General features: G+C 68.8%; 19 protein-coding genes and 3 pseudogenes. 7 read left to right on the top strand and 15 right to left on the bottom strand.

Features of this window, described 5'->3' with window-relative positions; all coding sequences use genetic code 11:
- The 4 genes from ABZ656_RS44535 to ABZ656_RS44520 all read right to left on the bottom strand — a co-directional run.
- On the bottom strand, positions 1–1,032 hold a 1,032-nt coding region (locus ABZ656_RS44535; protein WP_360276444.1), incomplete at its 3' end, for a ScbA/BarX family gamma-butyrolactone biosynthesis protein.
- A gap of 1,076 nt (positions 1,033–2,108) precedes the next feature.
- Complete coding sequence (locus ABZ656_RS44530) at positions 2,109–2,816, bottom strand: phenylalanine--tRNA ligase beta subunit-related protein (protein ID WP_101403163.1); 708 nt, start codon at positions 2,814–2,816, stop codon at positions 2,109–2,111.
- 45 nt (positions 2,817–2,861) lie between these two features.
- Complete coding sequence (locus tag ABZ656_RS44525; RefSeq protein ID WP_101403164.1) at positions 2,862–3,509, bottom strand: FMN-binding negative transcriptional regulator; 648 nt, start codon at positions 3,507–3,509, stop codon at positions 2,862–2,864.
- Positions 3,510–3,563: 54 nt separating this feature from the next.
- Positions 3,564–4,400 (bottom strand): EamA family transporter, encoded by an 837-nt coding sequence (locus ABZ656_RS44520; protein ID WP_360276439.1) that lies wholly within the window; start codon positions 4,398–4,400, stop codon positions 3,564–3,566.
- Positions 4,401–4,518: 118 nt separating this feature from the next.
- Between ABZ656_RS44520 and ABZ656_RS44515 the strand changes: the two genes are divergently transcribed.
- Positions 4,519–5,103 (top strand): XRE family transcriptional regulator, encoded by a 585-nt coding sequence (locus ABZ656_RS44515; protein WP_101403166.1) that lies wholly within the window; start codon positions 4,519–4,521, stop codon positions 5,101–5,103.
- A 948-nt stretch (positions 5,104–6,051) separates the two neighbouring features.
- Here ABZ656_RS44515 and ABZ656_RS44510 read toward each other — a convergent pair.
- On the bottom strand, positions 6,052–6,309 hold the full coding sequence (locus tag ABZ656_RS44510; protein WP_101403167.1) for a hypothetical protein: 258 nt from the start codon (positions 6,307–6,309) through the stop codon (positions 6,052–6,054).
- A 10-nt stretch (positions 6,310–6,319) separates the two neighbouring features.
- Positions 6,320–7,039, bottom strand: a complete 720-nt coding sequence (locus ABZ656_RS44505) for a transposase family protein (protein WP_360276435.1) — start codon at positions 7,037–7,039, stop codon at positions 6,320–6,322.
- Positions 7,040–7,125: 86 nt separating this feature from the next.
- On the opposite strand from ABZ656_RS44505, the gene ABZ656_RS44500 reads away from it, so the two are divergent.
- Positions 7,126–7,785, top strand: coding sequence for an MSMEG_1061 family FMN-dependent PPOX-type flavoprotein (locus ABZ656_RS44500; RefSeq protein WP_360276432.1), 660 nt, complete (start codon positions 7,126–7,128; stop codon positions 7,783–7,785).
- A 313-nt stretch (positions 7,786–8,098) separates the two neighbouring features.
- On the opposite strand, the gene ABZ656_RS44495 is transcribed toward ABZ656_RS44500, so the two are convergent.
- The 4 genes and pseudogenes from ABZ656_RS44495 to ABZ656_RS44480 all read right to left on the bottom strand — a co-directional run.
- A complete protein-coding gene (locus ABZ656_RS44495) occupies positions 8,099–8,491 on the bottom strand; it encodes a TetR-like C-terminal domain-containing protein (RefSeq protein ID WP_360276453.1) in 393 nt (130 codons plus the stop codon).
- Positions 8,492–8,557: 66 nt separating this feature from the next.
- Positions 8,558–8,644 carry a TetR family transcriptional regulator gene (locus ABZ656_RS44490; RefSeq protein ID WP_360276450.1) on the bottom strand — a complete coding sequence of 29 codons (87 nt, stop codon included), beginning with the start codon at positions 8,642–8,644 and terminating at the stop codon, positions 8,558–8,560.
- Positions 8,645–8,970: 326 nt separating this feature from the next.
- Complete coding sequence (locus tag ABZ656_RS44485) at positions 8,971–9,945, bottom strand: alpha/beta hydrolase (protein ID WP_360276429.1); 975 nt, start codon at positions 9,943–9,945, stop codon at positions 8,971–8,973.
- Positions 9,946–10,428: 483 nt separating this feature from the next.
- Positions 10,429–10,999 (bottom strand): annotated as a pseudogene (locus ABZ656_RS44480) (IS110 family transposase); the annotation flags it as partial.
- A gap of 229 nt (positions 11,000–11,228) precedes the next feature.
- On the opposite strand from ABZ656_RS44480, the pseudogene ABZ656_RS44475 reads away from it, so the two are divergent.
- The 4 genes and pseudogenes from ABZ656_RS44475 to ABZ656_RS44460 all read left to right on the top strand — a co-directional run.
- Positions 11,229–12,383: pseudogene (locus ABZ656_RS44475) on the top strand (aldehyde dehydrogenase family protein); the annotation flags it as partial.
- Positions 12,384–12,870: 487 nt separating this feature from the next.
- On the top strand, positions 12,871–14,202 hold the full coding sequence (locus ABZ656_RS44470; protein WP_360276426.1) for an IS110 family transposase: 1,332 nt from the start codon (positions 12,871–12,873) through the stop codon (positions 14,200–14,202).
- Positions 14,203–14,696: 494 nt separating this feature from the next.
- Positions 14,697–15,368: a transcriptional repressor LexA gene (gene lexA / locus ABZ656_RS44465; protein ID WP_101403173.1), complete on the top strand. Its 672-nt coding sequence runs from the start codon at positions 14,697–14,699 to the stop codon at positions 15,366–15,368.
- 287 nt (positions 15,369–15,655) lie between these two features.
- Positions 15,656–15,807, top strand: a pseudogene (locus ABZ656_RS44460) (IS5/IS1182 family transposase); the annotation flags it as partial.
- Between the two features lie 152 nt (positions 15,808–15,959).
- Here ABZ656_RS44460 and ABZ656_RS44455 read toward each other — a convergent pair.
- A complete protein-coding gene (locus tag ABZ656_RS44455; protein ID WP_360276423.1) occupies positions 15,960–17,060 on the bottom strand; it encodes a nuclear transport factor 2 family protein in 1,101 nt (366 codons plus the stop codon).
- Positions 17,061–17,210: 150 nt separating this feature from the next.
- On the opposite strand from ABZ656_RS44455, the gene sigJ reads away from it, so the two are divergent.
- Positions 17,211–18,149 (top strand): RNA polymerase sigma factor SigJ, encoded by a 939-nt coding sequence (sigJ, locus tag ABZ656_RS44450; RefSeq protein WP_360276420.1) that lies wholly within the window; start codon positions 17,211–17,213, stop codon positions 18,147–18,149.
- 85 nt (positions 18,150–18,234) lie between these two features.
- On the opposite strand, the gene ABZ656_RS44445 is transcribed toward sigJ, so the two are convergent.
- The 4 genes from ABZ656_RS44445 to ABZ656_RS44430 all read right to left on the bottom strand — a co-directional run bounded on the left by ABZ656_RS44445 (position 18,235) and on the right by ABZ656_RS44430 (position 21,664).
- On the bottom strand, positions 18,235–19,152 hold the full coding sequence (locus tag ABZ656_RS44445; protein WP_101403176.1) for an NADP-dependent oxidoreductase: 918 nt from the start codon (positions 19,150–19,152) through the stop codon (positions 18,235–18,237).
- Between the two features lie 257 nt (positions 19,153–19,409).
- Positions 19,410–19,712: a hypothetical protein gene (locus ABZ656_RS44440; RefSeq protein WP_360276417.1), complete on the bottom strand. Its 303-nt coding sequence runs from the start codon at positions 19,710–19,712 to the stop codon at positions 19,410–19,412.
- Between the two features lie 302 nt (positions 19,713–20,014).
- Entirely contained in the window at positions 20,015–20,797 is a 783-nt protein-coding gene (locus ABZ656_RS44435) for a DUF899 family protein (RefSeq protein WP_360276414.1), read from the bottom strand.
- A 357-nt stretch (positions 20,798–21,154) separates the two neighbouring features.
- Positions 21,155–21,664, bottom strand: a complete 510-nt coding sequence (locus tag ABZ656_RS44430) for a DDE-type integrase/transposase/recombinase (RefSeq protein WP_360276447.1) — start codon at positions 21,662–21,664, stop codon at positions 21,155–21,157.
- Between the last annotated feature and the right edge of the window lie 141 nt (positions 21,665–21,805).

Below are 21,805 nucleotides of genomic sequence, written 5' to 3'. Positions count from 1 at the left end.
GTCGTTGTCGTTGTGGCTTGTGCTGGTGATGTAGGTGGGGGTGTGGTGTTCGGTGTAGCGGTGGAAGGTGGCGTGGAGGGTGGTGGGGTGGGTGGGGTGGGTTGTGGGGGTGGGGTGGGTGTGGGCGGTGGCGGCTTGGTGGGCGGCTTCGAGGAGGACCATGCCGGGGATGTGGTCGGTGGTGTGGTCGAAGAGGATGGGGTGGTGGGGGTTGGGGGTGAGTTGCCAGGTGTGGGGGTGGGGGGTGGGGGTGAGGACGATGTCGTGGGGGAGGGTGCGTCCGTAGTGGGTGGGTGTGGGTGTGGGTTGGGGGTTGGGGGGTTGGTGGGTGGCGGCGCTGGCAGTTGTGGTGTGGGTGGTGTGGGGGTGGCGGAGGCGTTGGTAGGTGGTGGGGGTGAGGCAGGTGAAGCGGCCGGTGCCGGTGGCGGTGGGGTGGCCGTTGCGGGTGATGGTGATGTGCATGGTGAAGTCGGTGGGGCGTTTGGTGTGGGGGTGGTGGGGGGTGTAGGTGGCGGTGAGGGTGAGGTCGGTGGGGGTGGGGCCGATGGTGAGGTGTTGGGGGTGGGTGGTGAGGTGGAGGTTGCGCATGAGGAAGTGGTGGCCGAGGGGGATGCCGAGTTCGGCGTGGGCGAGGTAGAGGCCGGTTTGGCGGATGGTTTCTGCGGCTTGGAGGGGGTGGTGGTGGGTGCCGTCGGGGGTGGTGAAGAAGGTGTGGGCGCGGGGCCATTGGGCGGTGAGGGTGTAGTGGGTGTCGCCGGTTTGTTCGCAGCCGGTGAGGAAGACCTCGGCGAGGGTGGAGCGGTGGACGTATTCGCGGGGGACGGTGGTGGTGAGGCGGGGCATGCGGGCGGGGTCGACGGGGGTGGTGCCGGTGCCGGTGCCGGTGCCCGGTCCGGTGCTTGTTCGTGTGCCGGGGTCTGATGTTGCTGCTGGGTGGGGGTTTGTTGCCGTTCCCGTTTCGTTGCCGGTTTGTGTGCCGGGGCTGGTGGCGGGGGTGGGGTGGTTGTCCTGGTGGACGGTGAGCAGGGTCATGTGGGTCTCCGTGGTGCTGTGGGAGGTGCCGGGATGGACCGTGCAGGGTCATAAGATACGAACCTACCGGTTTTCTTTTCAAGGGCGGGCGGGGAATTTCGCGGGGGTGGGCCGGGGTCGGTTCGGGGAGTGGGGGCGGGGTGTGCGGGTTGCATATTCACCGGTCCGTGGTGGGGATCTTGGCTGGGCAAGCGGGGGTTTTGATTCCGTTCTGCGGGTGTCTTCCGGGGGTTGGGGGTGGTGTGCGAGGCTCGGGGTCGGGTGGTTGCGGGGGTGTGTTGGTGTCTCTTGCGTGGGTCTCGGGCGAGGTTATAGTGAAACCGGCCGAGCGGTTTTGTTTTGCGAGTGGTTCTCTGGCGGTTGTTGGTGGTGCCGGGGGGACGGCTTTCGGGGATGCGCATGGCCCGGGCCGGCACCCGGGGTGCGTGCCCTCTGCGTCCTGCTTCGGTAACGGCTCGGCGGGCGTGGAGTCGGTGGCCGGCTCCAGATGAGCGCCGCAGGGATACGGACGGTAGGCGCGGCTGCCGACAGGGCTGCCACGCAGGAGCTGGTGCGTGGCCCGATGTTCGTAGGACAGCGGGGCCACCGTAGGCGACTTGGACTGGGATGCTGTCGCGGGCCAGGCAGGCGGGGCAGGAGCGCCAGGTGAAGTCGACGGCGCAGGTCTGAGGGGAAACGCTGGATGTCGTACGGCGCGATCGTCCAGGTTCCAGTCGCGTCAAGGTCACGACCGGGTGGCCGCCAGTCGGCAGGAAGGCGGTGACCGCCCGCCCCCCGGCGTGGATCCGCTCCCAGACGAAACAACAACTTGATCGGACGAGACCGGTTGGTCCGGTGAGCTGTGGCGGGCGACTTGGGAGAGGCGCCGGCCCAGGACCAGGGCCCACAGAACGGGTACGTCCTTATGGCGGGGGTACGTCCTGACCGCGGACGCCGAGAAGCAGGTCGCCCCCGTCACGCCATAGAGGCCCATCCGTCCGGGCTCGCGGTCTCGGCCCTTTGCGCCTGGCTCTGGATTGGCTGGGTGGGCGTCGGCGGGCGGGGGGCTGAGGCGGGCCCGAGGCCGGGTGGAGGACTCAGGCGGTGGCCTGGTCTTGTGCCGGGCTGAGGTAGTGCACGGCGGTCTGTTCGGCGTGCGGGATGAGCAGGCCCTGCAACTCCTCGGCTGCGACCTTGAGAAGGTCACCGTCACGGGTGGAGTGGAGGGTTTCGAGGACGAAGGTGACGTGGGTGGAGTCCTTGGTGACGCGGGTGCGGTGGGCGTCGCGGTGGTTCCAGTGGCGTGTCAGGACGCCGGTACTGTCCGCATAGATGATCTCGCCGGGCTTGGGGTTCTCGGTCGACTCAGGTTCGCCGAGTGGAGTGAAGGACTCGGTGCCGTCCGCGTGGCGGATGTCGACGTCGCCGGTGACGTGGTCGAGGTCGAAGGCGCCGGCGGGCAGGCCGTGGCGGACGGAGACGGCGTTGTAGGAGTCGACGGCCGGGTTGATACGCGGCAGGGCCCCCTTCTTCGCGAGGCGGCGACCGAGCGCGTCGACGCTGGGGCGGATGCGGCGGGGGTTGGTGCCGAAGGCGCGGTAGGCGGTGTGCCACGCCTCGATACGGGGGTCGGTCTCGTTGGCGGGCTGCCAGGCGCCGTCGGCGAGTTGCTGCTCCAGGTCCTCCACGGCGGCGGTGGTGTGGGGCCAGGATTCATGGCTACGCAGGCCGGTGGCGGTGACCAGGGCGATAAGGGTGTCGGGGAAGGCGTCGGCGACGGCGGGGCTGAGGCGGAAGACGGTCATGGGCGGGGTTCCGTTCCTGTGTGCGTGCGTGCGGATGGGCGCGGGTCAGGGATTCCAGGGTCCGATGCGGTCCAGGCGGCGGCGCTGCTGGAGTGCGGTGGGCACGTCGAGGCCCGTGCCGCGTGCAGTGAGGTGGTCGGCTACGGCGGTGCGGTGCTCGACGGGCTTGTGGTCGTCGTACTTGAACTTGGCCACCACGCCGGTGACTTCGAGGCGCAGGCCGCGGATGCCGGGCAGCATCCGGCCGTAGGGCGGCTGGTCGACGGCGACGGGGGCGTGGTCGCCGTCGGGCTGGAAGTGGGCGAGTTGGCGGCGCAGCAGCTCGGCCTTGTCCTCGGGGTCGTCGATGATGTGGGCGCGGCAGGTGAACTGGACGGCTGTGTAGTAGCTGGTGGGGACGCCGTCGGTGGGCGGGGTGCCGGCTGTGGCGCGCCATGGGCCGGGGATGAATGCGTAGTCGCCGAAGACGCTGAGCAGGACGTTCGGGTCGTGGCCGATCGACTTCCAGGCCGGGTTGGGACGGGCGAGGTGGACCAGGAGGTGGTCGCCGTCGCTGGTGAAGTGGGTGGGGACGGCGACGGGCGGGTGGCTGGGCAGGCCGTTGACGCTCAGGATTCCGAAGTCGTGCCCTTCGGCGATCCAGCTCTGCCATTCGGCTTCGTCCAGGCTGGTGTCCCAGGGCTGGATGAACATGCTGTGCTCCTTGCGTGGTCGGCGGAGGCGGAGGTGTGGGAGGGGAGCGGGGGTTCAGGTGAGAGCGAGGAGGCTGACGGCGACGGCGGCGGCGCCCAGTCCGACGAGCTGGCCGCGACGGATGCGTTCGGCGAGCACGCTGCGGGCGAGCAGGACAGTGCCGGCCGGGTAGAGAGCGGTGATCACGGCGACGACGGTGAGGTCCCCGCTGCGGGCGGCTAGAAGGAACAGCAGGTTCGCCATGGAGTCCAGCACGCCGGCGGCTGTCGACATCGCGTACGCGGGGCGCTCGGAGCCGAGCCTGCGGTACATGAGGCCGGCCGCGGCCAGGATGATGGCAGAGGAGACCGCCCGGCCGATGATCAGCGGGGCCACGCCGCTGTCGGAGGGCGCCTGGTGCAGGAAGATCAGCTGGAGGGCGATGGCACCGCCCGCGCCGAAGGCCAACAACAGCGCGGCGCGCGACGGGCGTGCCGATCCGGCGCCATGTCCGGCGCTGACCAGCACCACCGCGACCAGCGCGAGCGGCAGGCCTACCAGCCCGGCAGCGCCCAGATGTTCGCCCTGCAGCAGGCCCACGCCGACGGGCAGCATGGCGGACACGAGGGCGGTGACAGGCGAGAGTACGTTCATCGGGCCCATCGCCAGGGTGCGGTAGAGCAGGGCGAATGCCGCGGCCGAGGCGATGCCGGACGCGGCGCCCCAGGCGAGGGCGTCGGCGCTGAACGAGGCGCCGAGGAACGGCCACAGCAGCAACTCGACCGCGAGAGAGGCCGGGGCCGCGATCATCACGGTGCGCAGCATATGAGCCTTACGGGCCCCCAGGCCGCCGAGGAAATCGGCGCATCCGTAGGCGAGTGAGCTGCCCAGGGCCAGCAGCAGAGCGATCACGGTACATCCCTTACTATCTCGATGGAACGACTAGACGGTACAACGAACCGACTGGACCGTGTCAACAAAACGACCGACCGGTGCATTAAAATGGTCCACTGGCGAGGATGGTGATCGGATGGCCGAGACAGAGGCAGCCCTGCGGACGCTCGCGCACAACGTCAGGACGGCCCGCACCCGCGCGGGCCTGTCCCTGGACGAGCTCGGCCGTCGCGCCAAGGTCAGCAAGGGGGCCCTGGTCGGCTTGGAGAAAGCGCAGGGCAACCCGAACTTCGCCACCCTGGTCCGGCTGGCGGACACTCTCGGCATCTCGGTGTCCGCGCTGATGGAGGGGCCGTCCGAAGGGCGCGTCCGTGTCGTGGCCGCCGACGCCGTGATGCCGTTGTGGACCGGAGCGCAGGGCAGCGAGGCCCGGCTCATGCTGACGACCTCGGGCCCGGCACCGGTCGAGGTCTGGCGCTGGAAATTGGAACCGGGCGAGGAGTATCCCAGCCACCCCCACCAGGCCGGAGTCGTAGAAACCGTCAGCGTCACCGCCGGCCGGATGACCCTGATCGTCGACGGCGCCGAGCACCTCGTTGAAGTCGGACAGACCGCCACCTTTGACGGCGACGCCACCCATATCTACCGCGGCGCCGGCACCGAATCCTGCCACCTGATCATGACGGTCCACCTGCCGCCCGGCCCCGCTTCCACATCCTGAGCCGACGACACCCGGGAAGGCCGCAGCGGCGCCGCCCCCTTGGCCCTGTGGCCCTGGCCTCACACCCGCACCCACGCGGTGAGGCTCCACCTCGCTGTACGCGACCGGGATCTGGGCGAAGCCCTGGGGCCGGCTCGTACAGCCGGACACTGCGGGCAAGAACCCGGGCCCGTCGCGGTGTCTACCGCCCGCGGCTACGAAGTGGCGCTGCGACTGTTCCGTGCATTCGATTGGCCGGGCGCCGCAGCAGATCTTCCACGAGCGGAACAGTGCTGCGCATATCGACGAGTACGAAGGCGACTCGTGGCGGCGTCCGCTGACTTAAGACGAGGTGCAGTTGTGTTCGACGCGGCGGACGGCCGGCCCGAGGGGATCTGGTCCATGCGCCGCAAGGGAGTGCCGACGGCGACGCGGGATGTCGCGTTGCTGAATACGGTCTGCGCCGCTGGAAGTCCGTGCCGCCGTATCCCTCGTCCTCCTTTGTGGCATCCCCGGCGAACGCGCTCGGTGGCAGGCAGCGTCCCTGGCGACCGCTCCGAGTCTGGTAACGCATTGCTTGGTCGATATCACCCATCTCATTCCGATTCCCGTACCCGGAAATCAAGGGATGTCCTGCCCAGCCCTGCATGTGGGCACCCGCTCCGAGGCCGGAACAACCACAGCGTGACGACAACGAGTAAGGGCAAACCTTCGAACCTCGAGTAACGCCTATTTATGTCTTATGGGACAGTCCATTGTTGTGTGGTGAGGGTGGCTTGGGTGCGTCGCCTGAGAGATAGCCCGACAATCCGCAGGGAAGGGGCTGTCTTGAGGAGGGCCAGCGCCTTCTGCCGTCCGGCACGGAACGCAGAGAGCCGAGGCGCCTTGCCGGATGGCCCGTTGCTTGCAACGGGCCATCGAACAGGCTGTGGCACTCGATCGGCGGCGCCACCCTGAAAACAGGGCCGATCAGGAAGCGACCGTAGCGTTCATCCCATAGTCCAGTTCTGCACCATCGACCAGCACCGCCTCGACCGTGCGCGTACTGGGGTCGATGTCGGCCACGATCCCGTCCCCGGCATAGCGGGGGTAGCCCGAGGCGCCCGTCTCGCCCGTCGCCTCGACGACCGCCGATCGCACGGCCGAGTCCTCCACGGAGGCGCCGCCTCTGTCCTCGACGTGTTCAGGGACCAACAGGATACGGAAGCGCTGCGGCTCTGTAGTCATGCTCCGGTATTTAATCGCCTGTCCCGCCAACCGTGGGAAAGGCGCACGACAGGTCTGCGCAAACAGGCTCCATCGGCTGGGATTCCCCACCCGGCACGGAGGCACGGCAGAAATCGGAACACCCGTCCGTCGCCTCGCTCCAGCGCCCCTTCGCCGTCGCCGAGGAGGCCGCGGCTGCGGCCCAGCGGGAGGCCCTGGCGCCGCGCTGCAACCCGCGCCCGGCCGTGCGCCTGCGCCGAGACGTCCAGCCCCCTGACCGCCGACCGGGACGGCCTGCGTGTGGGCGGCGGACCTGGGTCTCCATCCCGTCGATCCACGGGGTGACGTCCTCGGACGCGGCATAGGCGAACACGTCCTCCAAGGTCCGCAGCCGGATGCCGGGCCGGTCGGGGACGGCGAACCCACGGTCCACCAGCAGCGGGCGGACTTCCAGGATCGCCTGGCCGATCGTGGGGGACCCCACCTCGTAGAGCACGCCCGACGCCTCATGGGTGAGCCCAGTCCGCAGATGGACCAGTGTCACCAGGAGCCGGTCGGTGAAGACCAGTTCGTACTTCGGCCCGGCCCCCGCCTCTCGCCGACGGTCGTCCTCACGTCGCCCATGGCGCACGGACTCACAGCGCGCCACCCAGCGCGGGGCGAGTTCCGCGACCAACTCGCCCAGATGTTGGTGCGACAGCCCGCAGAAGGCGGGATGGGACATGGTCGCGCGGACCTGCTCGATCTTCACACACCAGCCAACTCGCGCGGCCGTCTGTATGTCTCCGCACTCACCGACCAAGATCAATCGACGGTCGGCCCAATAGGGTCGGAGGCATGATGTCACCCCTTGCCAGCAGCGCATTCGACTCGCTCCGCCTCGATGCCGTGCCCGACCAGGTGGCGCTGCGCCGGGCCTATGGACTCCCCAGCGACGCGGCCGTGCGCAAGCAGATGACCGAACTCACCGAGCAGACCCAGCGGTTGATCGGCTGCTCATCGCTGGTCCTGGTCGCCAGCGCGGACGCCGAGGGCAACTGTGACGTTTCCCCGCGCGGCGGCCCCGCCGGGTTCGTGGCCGTCTTGGACGCACGGACGGTGGCGATACCGGACGCGACCGGCAACAAGCGTCTGGACAGTCTGCAGAACGTCGTAGCCACCGGACGGGCCGGGCTGCTGTTCGTCATCCCGGGGCGCACCACGACGCTCAGGATGAACGGCCGGGCCTGCGTCTCCACCCGCCCAGAGCTGCTGTCGCAGCTGACCGCCGTGGGCAAGCCGCCGGCCAGTGCGCTGGTGCTGGGGATCGAGGAGGTCTACCCGCACTGCCCCAAGGCGCTCCTGCGCAGCGCGGCCTGGAAGCCGGAGCAGTGGCTGCCGACGGACGCCCAGCCGACCTCGGCCGAGGTGACGCTGGCCCAGTTGCGGATGCCGGAGCTGACGATCGCTGACATCGAGCAGACGGAGGCGGACACGCTGAAGTACCGGTACGAGTAACGGGCAGACCTGCGATTGCTGAACCACCAGCCCGTCGAACCCCCAGACCGGCACGCCCCGAGATCAATCGCAGGGCGGCCCGTAAGTCGCGACTTCGTGCACTTGCTGTAGTGCAGCTCCCGCATTCCGGTCCAGGGAAGAGCTGACGTAGCTGCCGCTCGACATGCGTCGCCCGCCCCAACTCGGTAAACGCCTCCAGGAGGGGCGGTCCCTCCGGCCGGGAGGACTCGCCGGCGGTGGTCAAGATCTTGCGCCACGCGGCTTCGGCGATGTCGGTTCTACCGGGTCGTAACACTCCTGCACGCAGCCTGTTTCACGGCTCCGTGATCGGGCGCACTTCTGCTTTTCGGCGGGGGAGCAGCGGGGGAGTCCTGGTGGCGAGTTGGACAAGGTGCTCGGCGAGGTCGGTATTGAGGGGGGACCCGGTCATGAGTCGTCGGTACGGGATGGCGCCGGCCCAGATGTCCTGGACGAGGTCGATGTGGAGGTCGTGAGGCAGGTCGCCGCGCTGGATTCCGCGGCGCAGTGCGGCGGCGATGTTCTCGCGCTTGCGGTACAGGAAAGCCTCCCGGAACCGGGTCATGAGTTCGGGGTGGGGGAGGAGGCCGCCGGCGAGTGCGGGCAGCGAGGCGGCCATGTCCTCGTTGGCGTAGTTGTCCATGGTCATGCCGACGGCGCGACGCAGTTCGGCGTGGGTGTCGCCCAGATCGGGGATCTCCTCGGCGCGGAAGATCTCGGCGAGCGCGTCGGCGACGAGTGCCTCCTTGCTGGGCTACCAGCGATAGATGGTCGATTTGCCGACGCCCGCGGCCGCCGCGACGGCTTCGACGGTCAGCGCCGGGTATCCCTGGCCCGACAGGACACGCAGGTCGGCGAGGCTCTCGGCGGGACGGGCCGCGAGGAGTCCCTCCAGCGAGGGTCGCTGAACTCGGCCTCACCAACCGAGCCGAGTTCACCCCGTTACTGCCGCGCAAGGACGTGTGGAAGCGCTTCGCCGACATCGACGCCCTGCTGGGCTGGAGGACCGTGGCGCGAACACCGTCGCCTTTCCCACGCTGCAAAACCGCGCGATGTGGAAGGAGCATGCAGCACACGGCGTATGAGTTCACAGTACCGACGCGGATCAACCGCCGAGCTTACTTTGCGGCCCGCGGCTCAGCCCTTCTAGCCTGAACGTCATGATTGTCAGCCGTGCAGGGCGGTCTTGAGTGCGTCGATGGCGAGGTGACGAGCGACCTTGGTGGCGTTGGTGTCACGGAGGAGGTCCAGCATCAGGAAGTCGTGGACCATGCCCAGAACACGGACCGCGGTGACGTCGACACCGGCTTCACGCAGCTTGGCCGCGTAGGCCTCGCCCTCGTCACGCAGGACGTCGGCCTCGTCGGTGATGACCAGGGTCGGGGGCAGACCGCGCAGCTGGTCGATGCTGGCCCGCAGCGGCGAGGCGTAGGGCTCGGCGCGCTGGGCGGCATCAGTGGTGTACTGGTCCCAGAACCAGATCATTCCGTCCCGGGTCAGGTAGTCCCCGTCCGCGAACTGCAGGTAGGACGGGGTGTCGAAGTCGGCGTTGGTGACGGGATAGAGCAGGACCTGGCAGCTGACCCGGACATCATCGCCCCTGTCTTTGGCCATCAGGGCGAAGGCCGCGGACATGTTTCCGCCTACGGAGTCGCCGCACACGGCGAGGCGCGAGGCGTCCAGGCCGTGCTGTGCGCCTTCGCGGGCGGACCATTGGGCCACGGCGTAGTTCTGCTCGATCTGGGTGGGGTACTTGGCCTCGGGGGCCCGGTCGTAGACGGGGAAGACCGCAGCCGCGCCGACGCCGACGACGAGTTCGCGTACGAGGCGGTCATGGGTGTTCTCGTCGCCGAACACCCACCCGGCTCCGTGGATGTAGAGGATGACCGGAAGCGTCCCGGAGATGCCGCGCGGGCGCACGATGCGGGTGCGCACCTGCCCCCACTTGCCGGCGTCGACGGTCACCCATTCCTCCTCGACGTCGGGTTTTGTGACCCCTTCTCCGGTCTGCAGGCCGGCGAGGATGTCACGTCCCTGATCCGGCGGCAGCTCGTAGATCCGCGGGTGCGGGGAGGTCGCCTCGACAAGTTCCTTCGCCGCGGGCTCCAGGATCGGGGTGAGAGGGGGAAACACTGAAGTCATGCTGATCTTCCTTTCCCTGCAGGGTAGGGTGCAGCAACGACGTCAGATGCACTATTTGTACATATATACATGCATCTTTGATCAGGATAGCGAGGTGGCGGCACGCCCGCGATCGCGGGCGTGAGTCCCTGGGCGGGCAGAGGAAGGGCAACGGCAACGTGCTGATGAACACGGCACGCCCCCTGTGTGCACCGGGCACTGCAACCTGAATCGATCGCCCGTTCGGTAAACCGCATGGCGCGGTGGATCGCGACGTGCCGATCGACCGTGGATCCGGTGGTGCCGGCGAAGCCGCCTGCCCACCCCGCGATCACGCGGCCCGCACCGTTCTCCTGTGACCGTTCGCCGTAGTTGGCGATTGAGACCGGGTGGCTTCGCTGGTCGCGCACCTTCTGCTCACGCGGGTTGGCGGGTTTTGTTCGCGATAACTGGCGAGAGGGGGGCTTAGGGCGGGCAAAAGAACAACTCGTGGGGCCAGGCTCCAAGGCGACGGGCACCGACGCGGCGGGTCGCACCCGGCGTCTGATAGCCAGCCAGCAGCACAACCAGCCCCGCCCCTTCCGGGGCAGGGCACGTTCCAGAGCCGGGAAGATCCCCAGGAGTTGCTCGCGTAGCCGGTTGATGTGCCGGGTGCGGTCGTTGACGAGATCGAGACGCCGACTGGTGAGGACGCGCAGGTCAACGGCCACCTCGTCGCCGGGCCGCAGGAGTCCGAGGTCCTGGCGCACGCGGGCCTGGTCGGCGATGACGTGGGCGTCCTTGACATCGGTTTTAGGCTGGCCGCGATAGCCGACCGCGGCACGGTGGGCGGTCAGGCCGGTGAGGTAGACCAGCGGCTGCCCTTGGCCAAGCAGGAACCCGATGAGCAGAGCGGCGCTGCCGCGGTTGGCGTCCACAGCGCCTCGCCCGACTCGGCGAGGGCCAGCACATCGCGGATGAGTTCCGGCTCGTCGTTGCCGACGCGGCGCGACAGCCGCCGTTCCCCACGAGCGTCGAGTGCCACGCAGTGGTGATGCTCCTTGCCGATATCGATCCCGGCCCAGATCGTGAACATGGCCGCCTCTGCCAGCTGTTCGTTCTGCGATCCGGCGGACGGCCTTGCCGACGTTGTCCTACACAGCGATCAAGTCGCGTATCCCAATGAGCGGTTCTGACCGTCACGGGCTCCGCGCGGCCAAGTCCTATTCAGCCATCGAGCGGCGACAGGCCCACCGCCGTACCTGGAGTCCTCGAGCTCACCGATCCTACGAATGACCGGCGTAGGCCCGCGCTAGAACGGTAGGGGCAAGCCGCTGGGGCTGACGGCGAGCGAGGAGGTGCCGCCGATGGTGGACCAAATCCGCTTCTTCGCCGACGCCGCCCGACTGCTGGAGGGCCGCTCGGCCGGTGAGTATATGCAGGGCATGACCTCCATCGTCCGACGTGAGCCCGTCGGGGTCTGCGCGCAGGTCGCACCGTGGAACTACCCGATGCTGATGGCAGTCTGGAAGTTCGCCCCGGCGCTGGCCGCGGGCAACACCGTGGTCCTGAAGGCGTCGGACACCACCCCGGCCTCCACCCTGCTGATGGCCGCAATCATCGGGTCCATCCTGCCCAAGGGCGTTTTCAACGTCGTCTGCGGGGACCGCGACACCGGCCGCCTGATGGTCGAACACCCCACCCCGGCGATGGCCTTCATCGCCGGCTCCGTACGGGCCGGCAAGCAAGTCGCCGGGTCCGCGGCCAAAGACGTCAAGCGCGTCCACCTGGAGCTGGGCGGCAAGGCCCCCGTCGTCGTCTTCGCCGACGCCGACATACCCCAGGCCGTCGAGGGCATCTCGCTGGCCGGTTTCTTCAACGCCGGCCAGGACTGCACGGCCGCGACCCGCGTCCTCGTACAGGAGTCGGTCCACGACGAGTTCGTGACGGCGCTGGCGAGGGCCGCCACCGGCACGAAGACCGGTCGGCCCGACGATCCGGACGTGCTGTACGGACCGCTCAACAACGCCAACCAGCTCACGCAGGTCTCCGGCTTCATCGAGCGTCTGCCCGCCCACGCCATAGTTCAGGCAGGCGGCCACCGCGTCGGCGACAAGGGCTACTTCTACGCCCCCACCGTCGTCTCCGGCCTCAGGCAGGACGACGAGATCATCCAGAACGAGGTGTTCGGCCCGGTCATCACCGTCCAGTCCTTCCGCGACGAGGCACAGGCCCTGGAATACGCCAACGGCGTCGACTACGCCCTGGCCTCGTCGGTGTGGACCAAGGACCACGCACGCGCGATGCGCATGTCCAAGACGCTGGACTTCGGCTGCGTGTGGATCAACACCCACATCCCACTGGTCGCCGAGATGCCCCACGGCGGCTTCAAACAATCCGGCTACGGCAAGGATCTGTCCGCGTACGGCTTCGAGGACTACACCCGTATCAAGCACGTCATGACGTCACTGGACGCGTGACGCCCGCGTCGACGCCGCCAGTGCCAAGCCGGATCGCCCAGCCGGGATCCCGACATCCGCCCGAAGTGAGGAAGGGATCCGCTGCGGAGGAGTTCGAGAACCCCTCTGAGAAATCGCCGTATCAAGACCGCTTTTGCGGACCGTCTCCACCAACAACACGGGGCCGCCCTGCAAGACCGCTCCGCGGCCACCGTCCTCGACGCGGACACGCAGGTGGGACCCGAGACTCTTCTTCACCTGAGTTCCCGTATCCCTGCGGTGACGCCTGCCCAGGCGTGAAAATGGGGCGGGGCCGTCCGCTCGACGCCGGTCACTTCTTGGACACAGAGCCCGTACCTGAGTCTGGCGTTGGGAGCCGTTCCGAGGGCTACGCACTGTCGCCTTGAGCACGCCGTTCAGACTCTCACCTGTCCCTCAGCTCCTCGGGCGGCCCTGCCTGGAGCAAGTTCGGCGCTGGGAGGGAGGATCCGTGGAGGATCCGCGGTGCATGGAGGAGACCGAGCACAACGACGAGCCCCTGGCTCGTGTCGCGGCGATCGACGTGGCGAAGGCGACCGGGATGGTGTGCACGCGGGTGCCCCACGCGAGCGTGGCGGGGCGGCGTGTGCAGCGGGTGTGGAATGTTGGAGCGACGACAACCGCGATCTTGGAGTTGGGTGGCCATCTGGTCCGGGAAGGCATCACTCGCGTCGTGACGGAGGCGACCGGCACGTACTGGAGGTCCTGGTTCTATCTGCTGGAGTCCTGTGGCCTGGACTGCTGGCTGGTCAACGCGCGCGATGTGAAGAACGTCCCGGGGCGGCCGAAGACCGACAAGCTGGACGCCGTCTGGCTGGCCAAGCTCACCGAACGCGGCATGCTCCGGGCCTCGTTCGTGCCACCCAAGCCGATCCGCAACCTGCGGGATTTGACCCGCCTGAGCACGGTATTCACCCGGGAGCGGACGCGGACCCGGCAGCGGGTGGAGAAGCTTCTGGAGGATGCCCAGATCAAGCTCTCCACCATGGCGTCCGACATCTTCGGCCTCTCGGGACGGGCCATGCTGGACGCGCTGATCAGCGGGGAGCGCGATCCGCGCGTCTTGGCCGACCTCGCCCGCGGGCGCCTGGCGTCCAAGAAAGCCGCTCTGGTGGAGGCTCTCACCGGGCAGTTCGACGAACACCACGCCTATGTATGCCGGCCGCTGCTGGAGACGGCCGATCACCTCACCGCGAAGATCGAGGATCTGTCCGCACGGATCACCCAGGCTCTGGCCGCCATCCCTCCGGTGGACGGCCAGGGTGACATGGGCCGCACAACGGAACGGCCGGAGCAGGCCGCGGCGGGACTGCTGCCGCTGATCGACCGCCTGGACGAGATCCCTGGCATCGGCCCGCGGGCGGCCGGGATCATCCTGGCCGAGATCGGTCCGGACATGCGGGTCTTCCCCACCCCCGGCCACCTGGCCTCCTGGGCCAAACTGGCACCCCGAACGATTCAGTCCGGCGCGAAGAACGCCTCCGGGCCGACGGGCAAGGGAAACCCGTGGCTCAGAGGCGTCCTCGGAGAAGTAGCCACCGCCGCGGCCAAGACCGACACCTTCCTCGGAGCCCGCTACCGACGTCTGGTCAAGCGCAGAGGCCATCGCAAAGCCCTGGTCGCCGTCGCCCGATCGATCCTCGTCATCGTCTGGCACCTGATCAACGACCCCACTGCGCGCTTCACGGATCTGGGGCCGGACTGGCACTCCCGACGCCTGGACCCCGAACGCAAGACCCGCGACCTGGTCCGCCAACTCAAAGCCCTCGGACACGAGGTCACCCTCGTGCCGACGGCCTGATGGCGCTGCCGAGACGATGGAGGTCAAGAAGCCCTTCCTGTCGCCCGTGGCTGGGACGGACCCCATGTCCCGGACCGGCCATGACACCTCACCCTCACCAACCAGCCATGTCCCACTCCACCGGCGCGGCCACCCATCCCCGAGCACCAGCCGGTCACGAATGCGACCTTCGTCATAGGCCGCGATCAACTGCTCCAGCCCGCAGGAGTCCGAGCGGATCTTCGCCTCCGGTACCTCACCCATGGGTCAACAGGAGCACTGCCGTACGTGGCGCTGGTGCAGATCGCCGCATCTGCTCGTTACTCAGCGCGACCTGATCGCTTGCAGCGAGAACCCGCCAACTCCGATGAACAACCGCCAACAAGCCTGAACGGTCACATCTCCGTTCCCGGTTCTCCGGAGAACCGGGAACGGAGAACCGAAAGGGTGTTCCAATTGGGGGAGGTGATGGGTTAAGGTCACGGCTTGCGAGATCTTGTACGGAGGTGCCCGGGATGGAGAACAGCGTGCCCGCACGGCAGGGCCGTCCCCCGGGCCCCCGAGCCGCCGAGGGGGAGTTGACGAGCCGCCAGTCGGCCATCGTCCGCTACATCACGGAGTCGGTCGACCGGCAGGGCTACCCGCCGTCGATGCGGGAGATCGGCCGGGCCGTGAAGCTCGCCAGTACATCCTCGGTCGCCCATCAGCTGATGGCCCTCGAGCGCAAGGGCGTTCTGTACCGCGACCCGCACCGTCCCCGCGCCTACCGGGTGCGGCCCTCGTGGGCACCCGACCTGGTCAGCAGGAGCGCCGCGCCGGTCGACGTACCACTCGTCGGACGGATCGCCGCCGGCGCACCCCTGCTCGCCGAGGAGATGATCGAGGACGTCTACTCGCTGCCCCGCCAAGTCGTGGGGGAGGGCGACCTGTTCGCCCTGACGGTCTCCGGCGACAGCATGACCGACGCGGCGATCTGCGACGGCGACATCGTGACCGTCAGGCGGCAGGACAGTGCCGACCACGGGGACATCGTCGCCGCGCTTCTGGAGGACGAGGCCACCGTCAAGGTGCTGCGTCGGCAGGACGGGCAGGTGTGGCTCATGCCTCGAAACCCGTCGTACTCGCCGATCCCCGGCGACGAGGCGCAGATCCTTGGCAAGGTCGTCGGCGTCCTGCGTCTGCTCTGAGGGGGTGCCCCGTACCGGTTTCTGCCCGAAGAAGGACCGCAACGGCGGCATCCGAGAAGGGCACCTACCGGCACCCGGCGACGAGTTCGTACGCCGTCCGGCGGCCCTCCGGGAGGCCGGGGAGGTACCCAGACCCAAGCGACGCCCAGATCGAGCGTCTGGATGCCCGGAACGCCGAGCTGACGGACCGCGTCACCGACCGGGACGCGACCGTTGAAGGGCTGACCGAGTTCAAGAAGCTCGCACTGTTTCGCTCGCCGCTCAGCACGACGCGCCCGCCCGGTTTCGACGCCGATGCGTACAAGCAGCGCAACACCGTCGAACGCTGCATCAACCGCCCCGAGAAGTGGCGCGGCCCGGTCATACGGTGCGACAAACGGCCATCGCCTACCAGGCCGCACTCCACCTCGCGGCCGTCCCCATCCGGGCACGACGGTGAGCAAAGAGATAGAACCTTGCCGTGCCAGGCTTCGAGGTCACACCGATAGGTACAGTCCGGAACAATCGGACGGACGTCCAGCACACCGACAACTGGGGTCATCAATGAATGATTGGCTCTGAGCCCGTGAGCCAAACGGCTCCTGGGCCGGGTCAGTATCCGATGGCCTCCCGGAGAAGCAGCACGGTGCCGCGCCCTGGGCGGGCTTCCGCGTTGAGGATGAGCAGGTGGTTGACGGCGCTGGGCATCCCGTACACCGCCTGGGCGCGGGCGTTCTCCAGCGGGAGGGCGTGCTCCTCGACGCGGCGCAGCGCTGTGCTCAGGTCAGGTACCACCTTCTGCGCGCCGACGATCCAGACGGCGTGGGCGGCGCCGCCGACGTTGGCAGGGAGTTGGCTGCCGCTGCCCGAGGCGAGAACGAGCGAGCCGGTCTCGGTGACCGCGGCGACGCTGTTGACGACGAATTCGGGGCTGGCGACCAGCCTTCGGATCTCGTCGGCGCCGGTGGCACGGTCGATGGCCAGGGCGCGCGGCCTGATGGCGTCGTACCGGCCGCCGGCGTTGATGTCCTCGTCGATGCCGGACAGTCGGAGGGTCTCGCTGGCTCCCGTGAGTACGCTGGCGCCTTCGGGGACCAGGTCCTTGATGCGGGCGCGCGCGGCCGCGGCGTCGTCGAGGATCTCGGCGGCGAAGCCGCCCGCACGCAACGCGGAGGCGACCCGCTCCAGTCGTTCGGCCGATGCCGGGTCGGCGAAGGACGCGTCCGGAGCCGGGGTGGCCGTGGCATCTGCCGGGTTGGTCCCGGAACCCCGCGCCGCCTGGGGGGCAGTGCCCGCCAGCGGGGAGGTATCGAGGTACCTGACCTCGTACACCCGTTCGGCGAACTTCCAGCCCTCCGCGGTGCGCTGGTAACGGTCATGGTAGACGGCGTAGTTGAGCCCCTGGCGTCCGTCGAGGGTGCGCGCGAGTTCTTGGATGTAGGCGCGGCCGGTCGCGGTGTCGCCGTCGATCAGGATCGTGCCGGGGTGTGTGGTCTGTACGAAGAAGTCCCACTGGCTCTGCAGCCGCTCGCCCCCGGCACGGATCTCCTCGCGGCCGACCAGTTCGGCGGGGATATTGGGCATGCGCAGGGCACCGTCCGGTGTGAACAGCGACGCCAGGCGGGGTCGGTCGCGCATCATCGCCGCGTCGGTGAACTCGCCGCGCAGTGCCTCGATCTCGACGCGATCCGCGATGGCCTGGAAGTCGTTCATTGGAGTCACCTCTCCGTCTTGTTGTCGTCCTCACCGTTACGACAACGCAGCCCTGCGGAATGTGAGGCGGCGCGTCGGCCTCACATTCCGATGCGCTGTCCTGTCGTAACGGGTAGAGGCACACAAGCGAGCGAGGGAGACGGCCAGACCATGACCACCAGAGCCGAGCACAGCGACGATCAGAGCGACCCGGGCCTCAGCGCGATCATGAGCGAGCGGCGCCGGCTGATCAACCTCGGCTATCGACTCCTCGGGTCCCTTGCCGACGCCGAGGACGTCGTGCAGGAGACCTACGCCCGCTGGTACGCCATGTCCGCACGCGAGCAGGAGGCCATCGAGTCGCCCGGCGCCTGGCTGGTGACGGTCGCCAGCCGCATCTGCTTGAACCTGCTCGGCTCGGCGCGGGCCAGGCGGGAGACGTACGTGGGCGACTGGATCCCGGAACCGCTGCCCGAGCCCACGGAATGGATCACCGGGCGCTCCGGCGTCGGCGGGCTCGACCCGGCCGATCGGGTCACCCTCGACGAGTCAGTGACGATGGCCTTCCTGGTCGTCCTCGATTCGATGACCCCGTCCGAGCGCGTCGCGTTCGTCCTGCACGACGTCTTCCGCTACCCCTTCGGCGAGGTCGCCGAGATCGTGGGCCGCACTCCGGCGGCGTGCCGGCAACTGGCCTCGTCCGCCCGCCGTCGCATCCGCACCGCGCAGACCCCGGCGGGCCCGAGTACCGGGCAGGCCGGCATCGTCAGGCAGTTCAGAACGGCGTGGGAGGCCAAGGACATCGACGCTCTGATCAGCCTGCTCGACCTCGACGCCACCGCGACCGCCGACGGCGGCGGGCTGGCCGTCACCCACCGGCACCCGATCGTGGGCGGTGAGCAGATCGCACGTGCCTACGCCGAGATCGCCCGTGTGTCGGGCGACCGCACGACGTTCCTGGAATGCACGGTCAACGGCCTGCCCGGCTTGGTAGCGCAGCAGGACGGCAACATCGCGACCGTGTTCGCCTTCGAGATCGCGGGCGACCGGATCAGGCGTATCTGGGCGGTGCGAAACCCCGAGAAGCTCCGTCCCTGGCGGATCAGCTGAGGTGCGATCCGAAACACCGCAGCGATCGGATCGTGACCAGCACCAACCCGCACCCCGACCACCTCTCAAACGCGTCAGAGTCAAGCTAGGGCCGGAGCACGATCTTGCCATGGGTGTGCTGCCGCTCCAGCTCGCGGAACGCGTCTTGCACCCGCTCCAGCGGGTAGGTGCGGGCGATCGGCACCTCCAGCTCTCCGCGCGCGGCAAGCCGGGCCAGCTCGCCGAGCACGACCGCGCACGCCGCCGCACCTTCTCCGTAGGTTCGCGCACCGACCCTGGCCGCGGCCTGCCAATCGCGGATCGTGTTGATCCGCTCGGGCCGCACGCCCAACTCCACTGCCAGCTCCACGTATCCGTCGCCGAACGTGTCGATGAACGCATCGACGTTCCCGCCGGAAGCCTGCCGGATCCGTTCGGCCACGTCCTCCCCGTACTCGACCGGGACGACACCGCGATCCTTCAACCAGGCGTGGTTGCGCTCGCTCGCCAGCCCGATCACCGTGGCGCCGCGCCGCCGGGCGAGCTGCACGGCAAGAGACCCGACACCGCCCGCCGCACCGGACACGACGACCGTGTCGGCCGGTCCGGGGTCGACCGCGAACACGGTGGCGTATGCGGTCGTGCCGGCCACGTACAACGACCCGGCCACGTCCCAGGACAGCCCCTCTGGACGCGAGGTCAGCTCCACGTCGTCGACCACGACGAACTCAGCATGGCTCGCCCTGTCATGGGTGAAACCCAAGACCTCATCGCCCACCGCGAAGCCGCGCACCTGCGGGCCGACCTCCACCACGACGCCGGCCAGATCGCTGCCCTGCCCGGAGGGGAACGTCGCCGGCCAGCGTTCGTGCCGCGCGCCTTTGCGGATCATCGACTCGCCGGGCTGGATCCCCGCCGCACGGACCTCGACCAGCACGTGCCCGGGGCCGGGCGCCGGCCGCTCCACCTCCTCCACCCGCAGCACATCGATCCCGCCGTACTCGTGGAACCGCACCGCCTTCATCGCGTGATCACCGCTCTTCCTCGTTCGGACAAGCCTTGTACGGTCACGCCCCGGACGGCCGTACATCGACCGGGCCATCGCATTCAACGGCTGAGGAACGGAGCTTTCTTCCCAGGACCAACGGTTCGAGGATGTATGTGACGAACGGTGATATCGCAGCCGGCATGGGGATGCACCGCGACGACGTCCGACGTCGGCCTCGGCCACAACGCACCTGCGGCCTGACCTGCACCGTGCAACCCGAGCACGCGGGACATCTACGGGCGCCGTTCACTCACGTTGCGGGGGTACCGGCCGGAGATGAGTGCACCCAGGCGTGCACTATCGGCCGGGGAAGTACGGCGCAGAACGGCGTCGGGGGTGGCTGGAAGGGTCTCGGAGTTGTGTACGAGGCGGCGGAACTTGGTCAGCCGGGCGAAGGAGCGTTCCATGACCCAGCGGTGGTGGGGCAGGACGAAGCCCTTGGCCTGGGTGGGGCGCTTGACGATCGCCACTGCCAGGTCCCAGATGTTGCGCGCGTCGCGGACGAATCGGCCTGTGTGCCCGGCGTCGGCCCACACCAGGGTGATCGTGTCGAACGCCTCGGCAGCGCGGCGGCGAGCCGGAACGCACCGTCGCGCTCCTTCAGGACCAGGCGCCGGTCCCAACCCCCGACCATGAGCGGGGCATGACGAGTACCGGCACCTGGGCGATACGTGCACCAGGGCTCCTGGTAGGACCGGCAAGCCTGGACAGCACGTCCCCTACCAGGAGTCCTTCACCTTCCGGGCGAACCGCCCACCGATCGATCGCACGGGGGCCGTCTGCATCGTCCGGAGGTTCCGCCCGGCACCTGACACCTCTTGCCGACGCCGAAGGCGCTTCAGTGGTGGTGGCCGTGCCGACCGAGGGTGACCACGGGGGTCGAGCCGGGGCGGGTCCACTGCGGCACGGGGCGACTGGTCGGTCCCCAAGTGGCGTTCCCGTCAGCGTCCGAGCGCCAGGACCAGCACGGGCTGAGCCCCTCGGGCCAGCCCTCGGGGTCGTCCTCCCACGCCTCGCCGCGGCCGTAAGGCGTCATGTCGAGCAGGCTGAGGGACCCGTTGACCGGCTCGTTGCCACGGCCTGTCGTGGAGTAGGTGAGGAACACGCGGTCGCCGTCGCGCAGGAAGGAGACGATGTGCCCCATTCCTCCGCCGACCGGCGCCTCCACACCCCGCACCGAGTACCAGGGCTGGGTGTAACCCATGAACTCGACGTAGGAAGCCACCTCGTCCCAGAGGCCCGAGGTCAGAACGGCGAGCGAGACGCCCCGGGCGTTGAGGTAGACGGCGTCTTTCACGTGCCAGGCCGTGGTGGTGCAGCCCTCGCACTGCCCCTGGTGCGGCGCGCCGTCATGCCACATGTGCTTGTAGACCACGAGCTCGTTGCGGCCTTGGAACAGGTCCAGGAACGGGACCGGGCCGTCGGGTCCGACGACCTCGACCGTCCCGTCGAGCTCGACCATCGGCAGCCGGCGGCGGGCCGCGGCGAGGGCGTCGCCCTCGCGGGAGTGGGCCTTCTCGCGGACCAGGAGCTCGTCACGGGCGGTCTGCCAGGCGGCTAGGTCAACGACGGGCGGACGGCCGGGCAGCGCGGTCGTCGGGTCGTTCGGCGTGGTCGTCATGATGTCCTCCGTGGTGTCTCGTGCCGGGCAGCGTCGTACGACGCCCTGCGACGGTCACCAGAACAGACTGGCGACCTGGCCGGAACTCATCGCGGCAGGGGAGCCCCCGGCCGAGCCTGCGCGGACCACATCGGGCTGGCCAGTTCACGGACGCGCTCTGAGCGGCGGGCTGCTGTTCTTCCTGAGCCTCTGGCTGGGATCCTGCCAACGCTAGACGCGAACGCGCGGATGCCTGCGGCCATCGCCCCCAGTGGCCCATTGCTGCCCTATTCCGGTCGCCCCCTGTCGGGGTGGGCTGGGGAGTTTGTCCATGTGTGCCGGCCGGGTCAGCTGCAGGGGGCGATGACCGTGCCCGGGTCACAGGGGGACCGTCGCCAGGCGGGCGGGCGACTCGCGTCGCACGTTCCGCAGGTGCTGGATGGCCTCGTGCTGGGCGGCGAGTGGGGACAGCGCGAGCTTCTTGGATGCGGTCAGCTCCTCGATGATGGCGTCCCGTTTCGGGATGCGGGCTTCCCGTTCGGTGTCGTGGGCCTTCAACCGCTCGATCTGGGCGTTTCTGGGGTAGGGGAGTACCCATGCCTCCGCGGTGAGTGTGCGTCCGCAACTCTGCCGGAGACCCAGTTCTCTTATCCGGTCCCGGGATTGGGTTGAGGTGTACTCGCTGCCGTGATCACTGTGTATGACGCAGCCGGTCTCCAGAGCGGTCCGGGCGTGGGCCATGTCGAGGGTGTCCATGAGGAGTTCGGCGCGGTGGTGGTCGGTCATGGCGTGGCCGACGACCTCGCGGGTGGTCAGGTCCAGCCAGCGGGCGAGGTGGAGCCAGCCCTCGGCGGTGGGCAGGTAAGTGATGTCGCTGACGAGCTTGATCCCGGGGGCGCTCGGCGTGGACGTTCCGGCCGGTCAGGTCCGGAGGCGGCTTCGCCTTCTTGTCCGGCCGGGTCGGTGAGTGATGCTTGCGACGGGTGAGGCCTCGGATGTCACGCTCACGCATCGCGCGGGCGATGCGCT

This window comes from Streptomyces sp. NPDC007095 (genome assembly GCF_040634475.1).
Lineage (GTDB): Bacteria > Actinomycetota > Actinomycetes > Streptomycetales > Streptomycetaceae > Streptomyces.
This window is presented reverse-complemented; position numbering and strand designations above follow the sequence as displayed.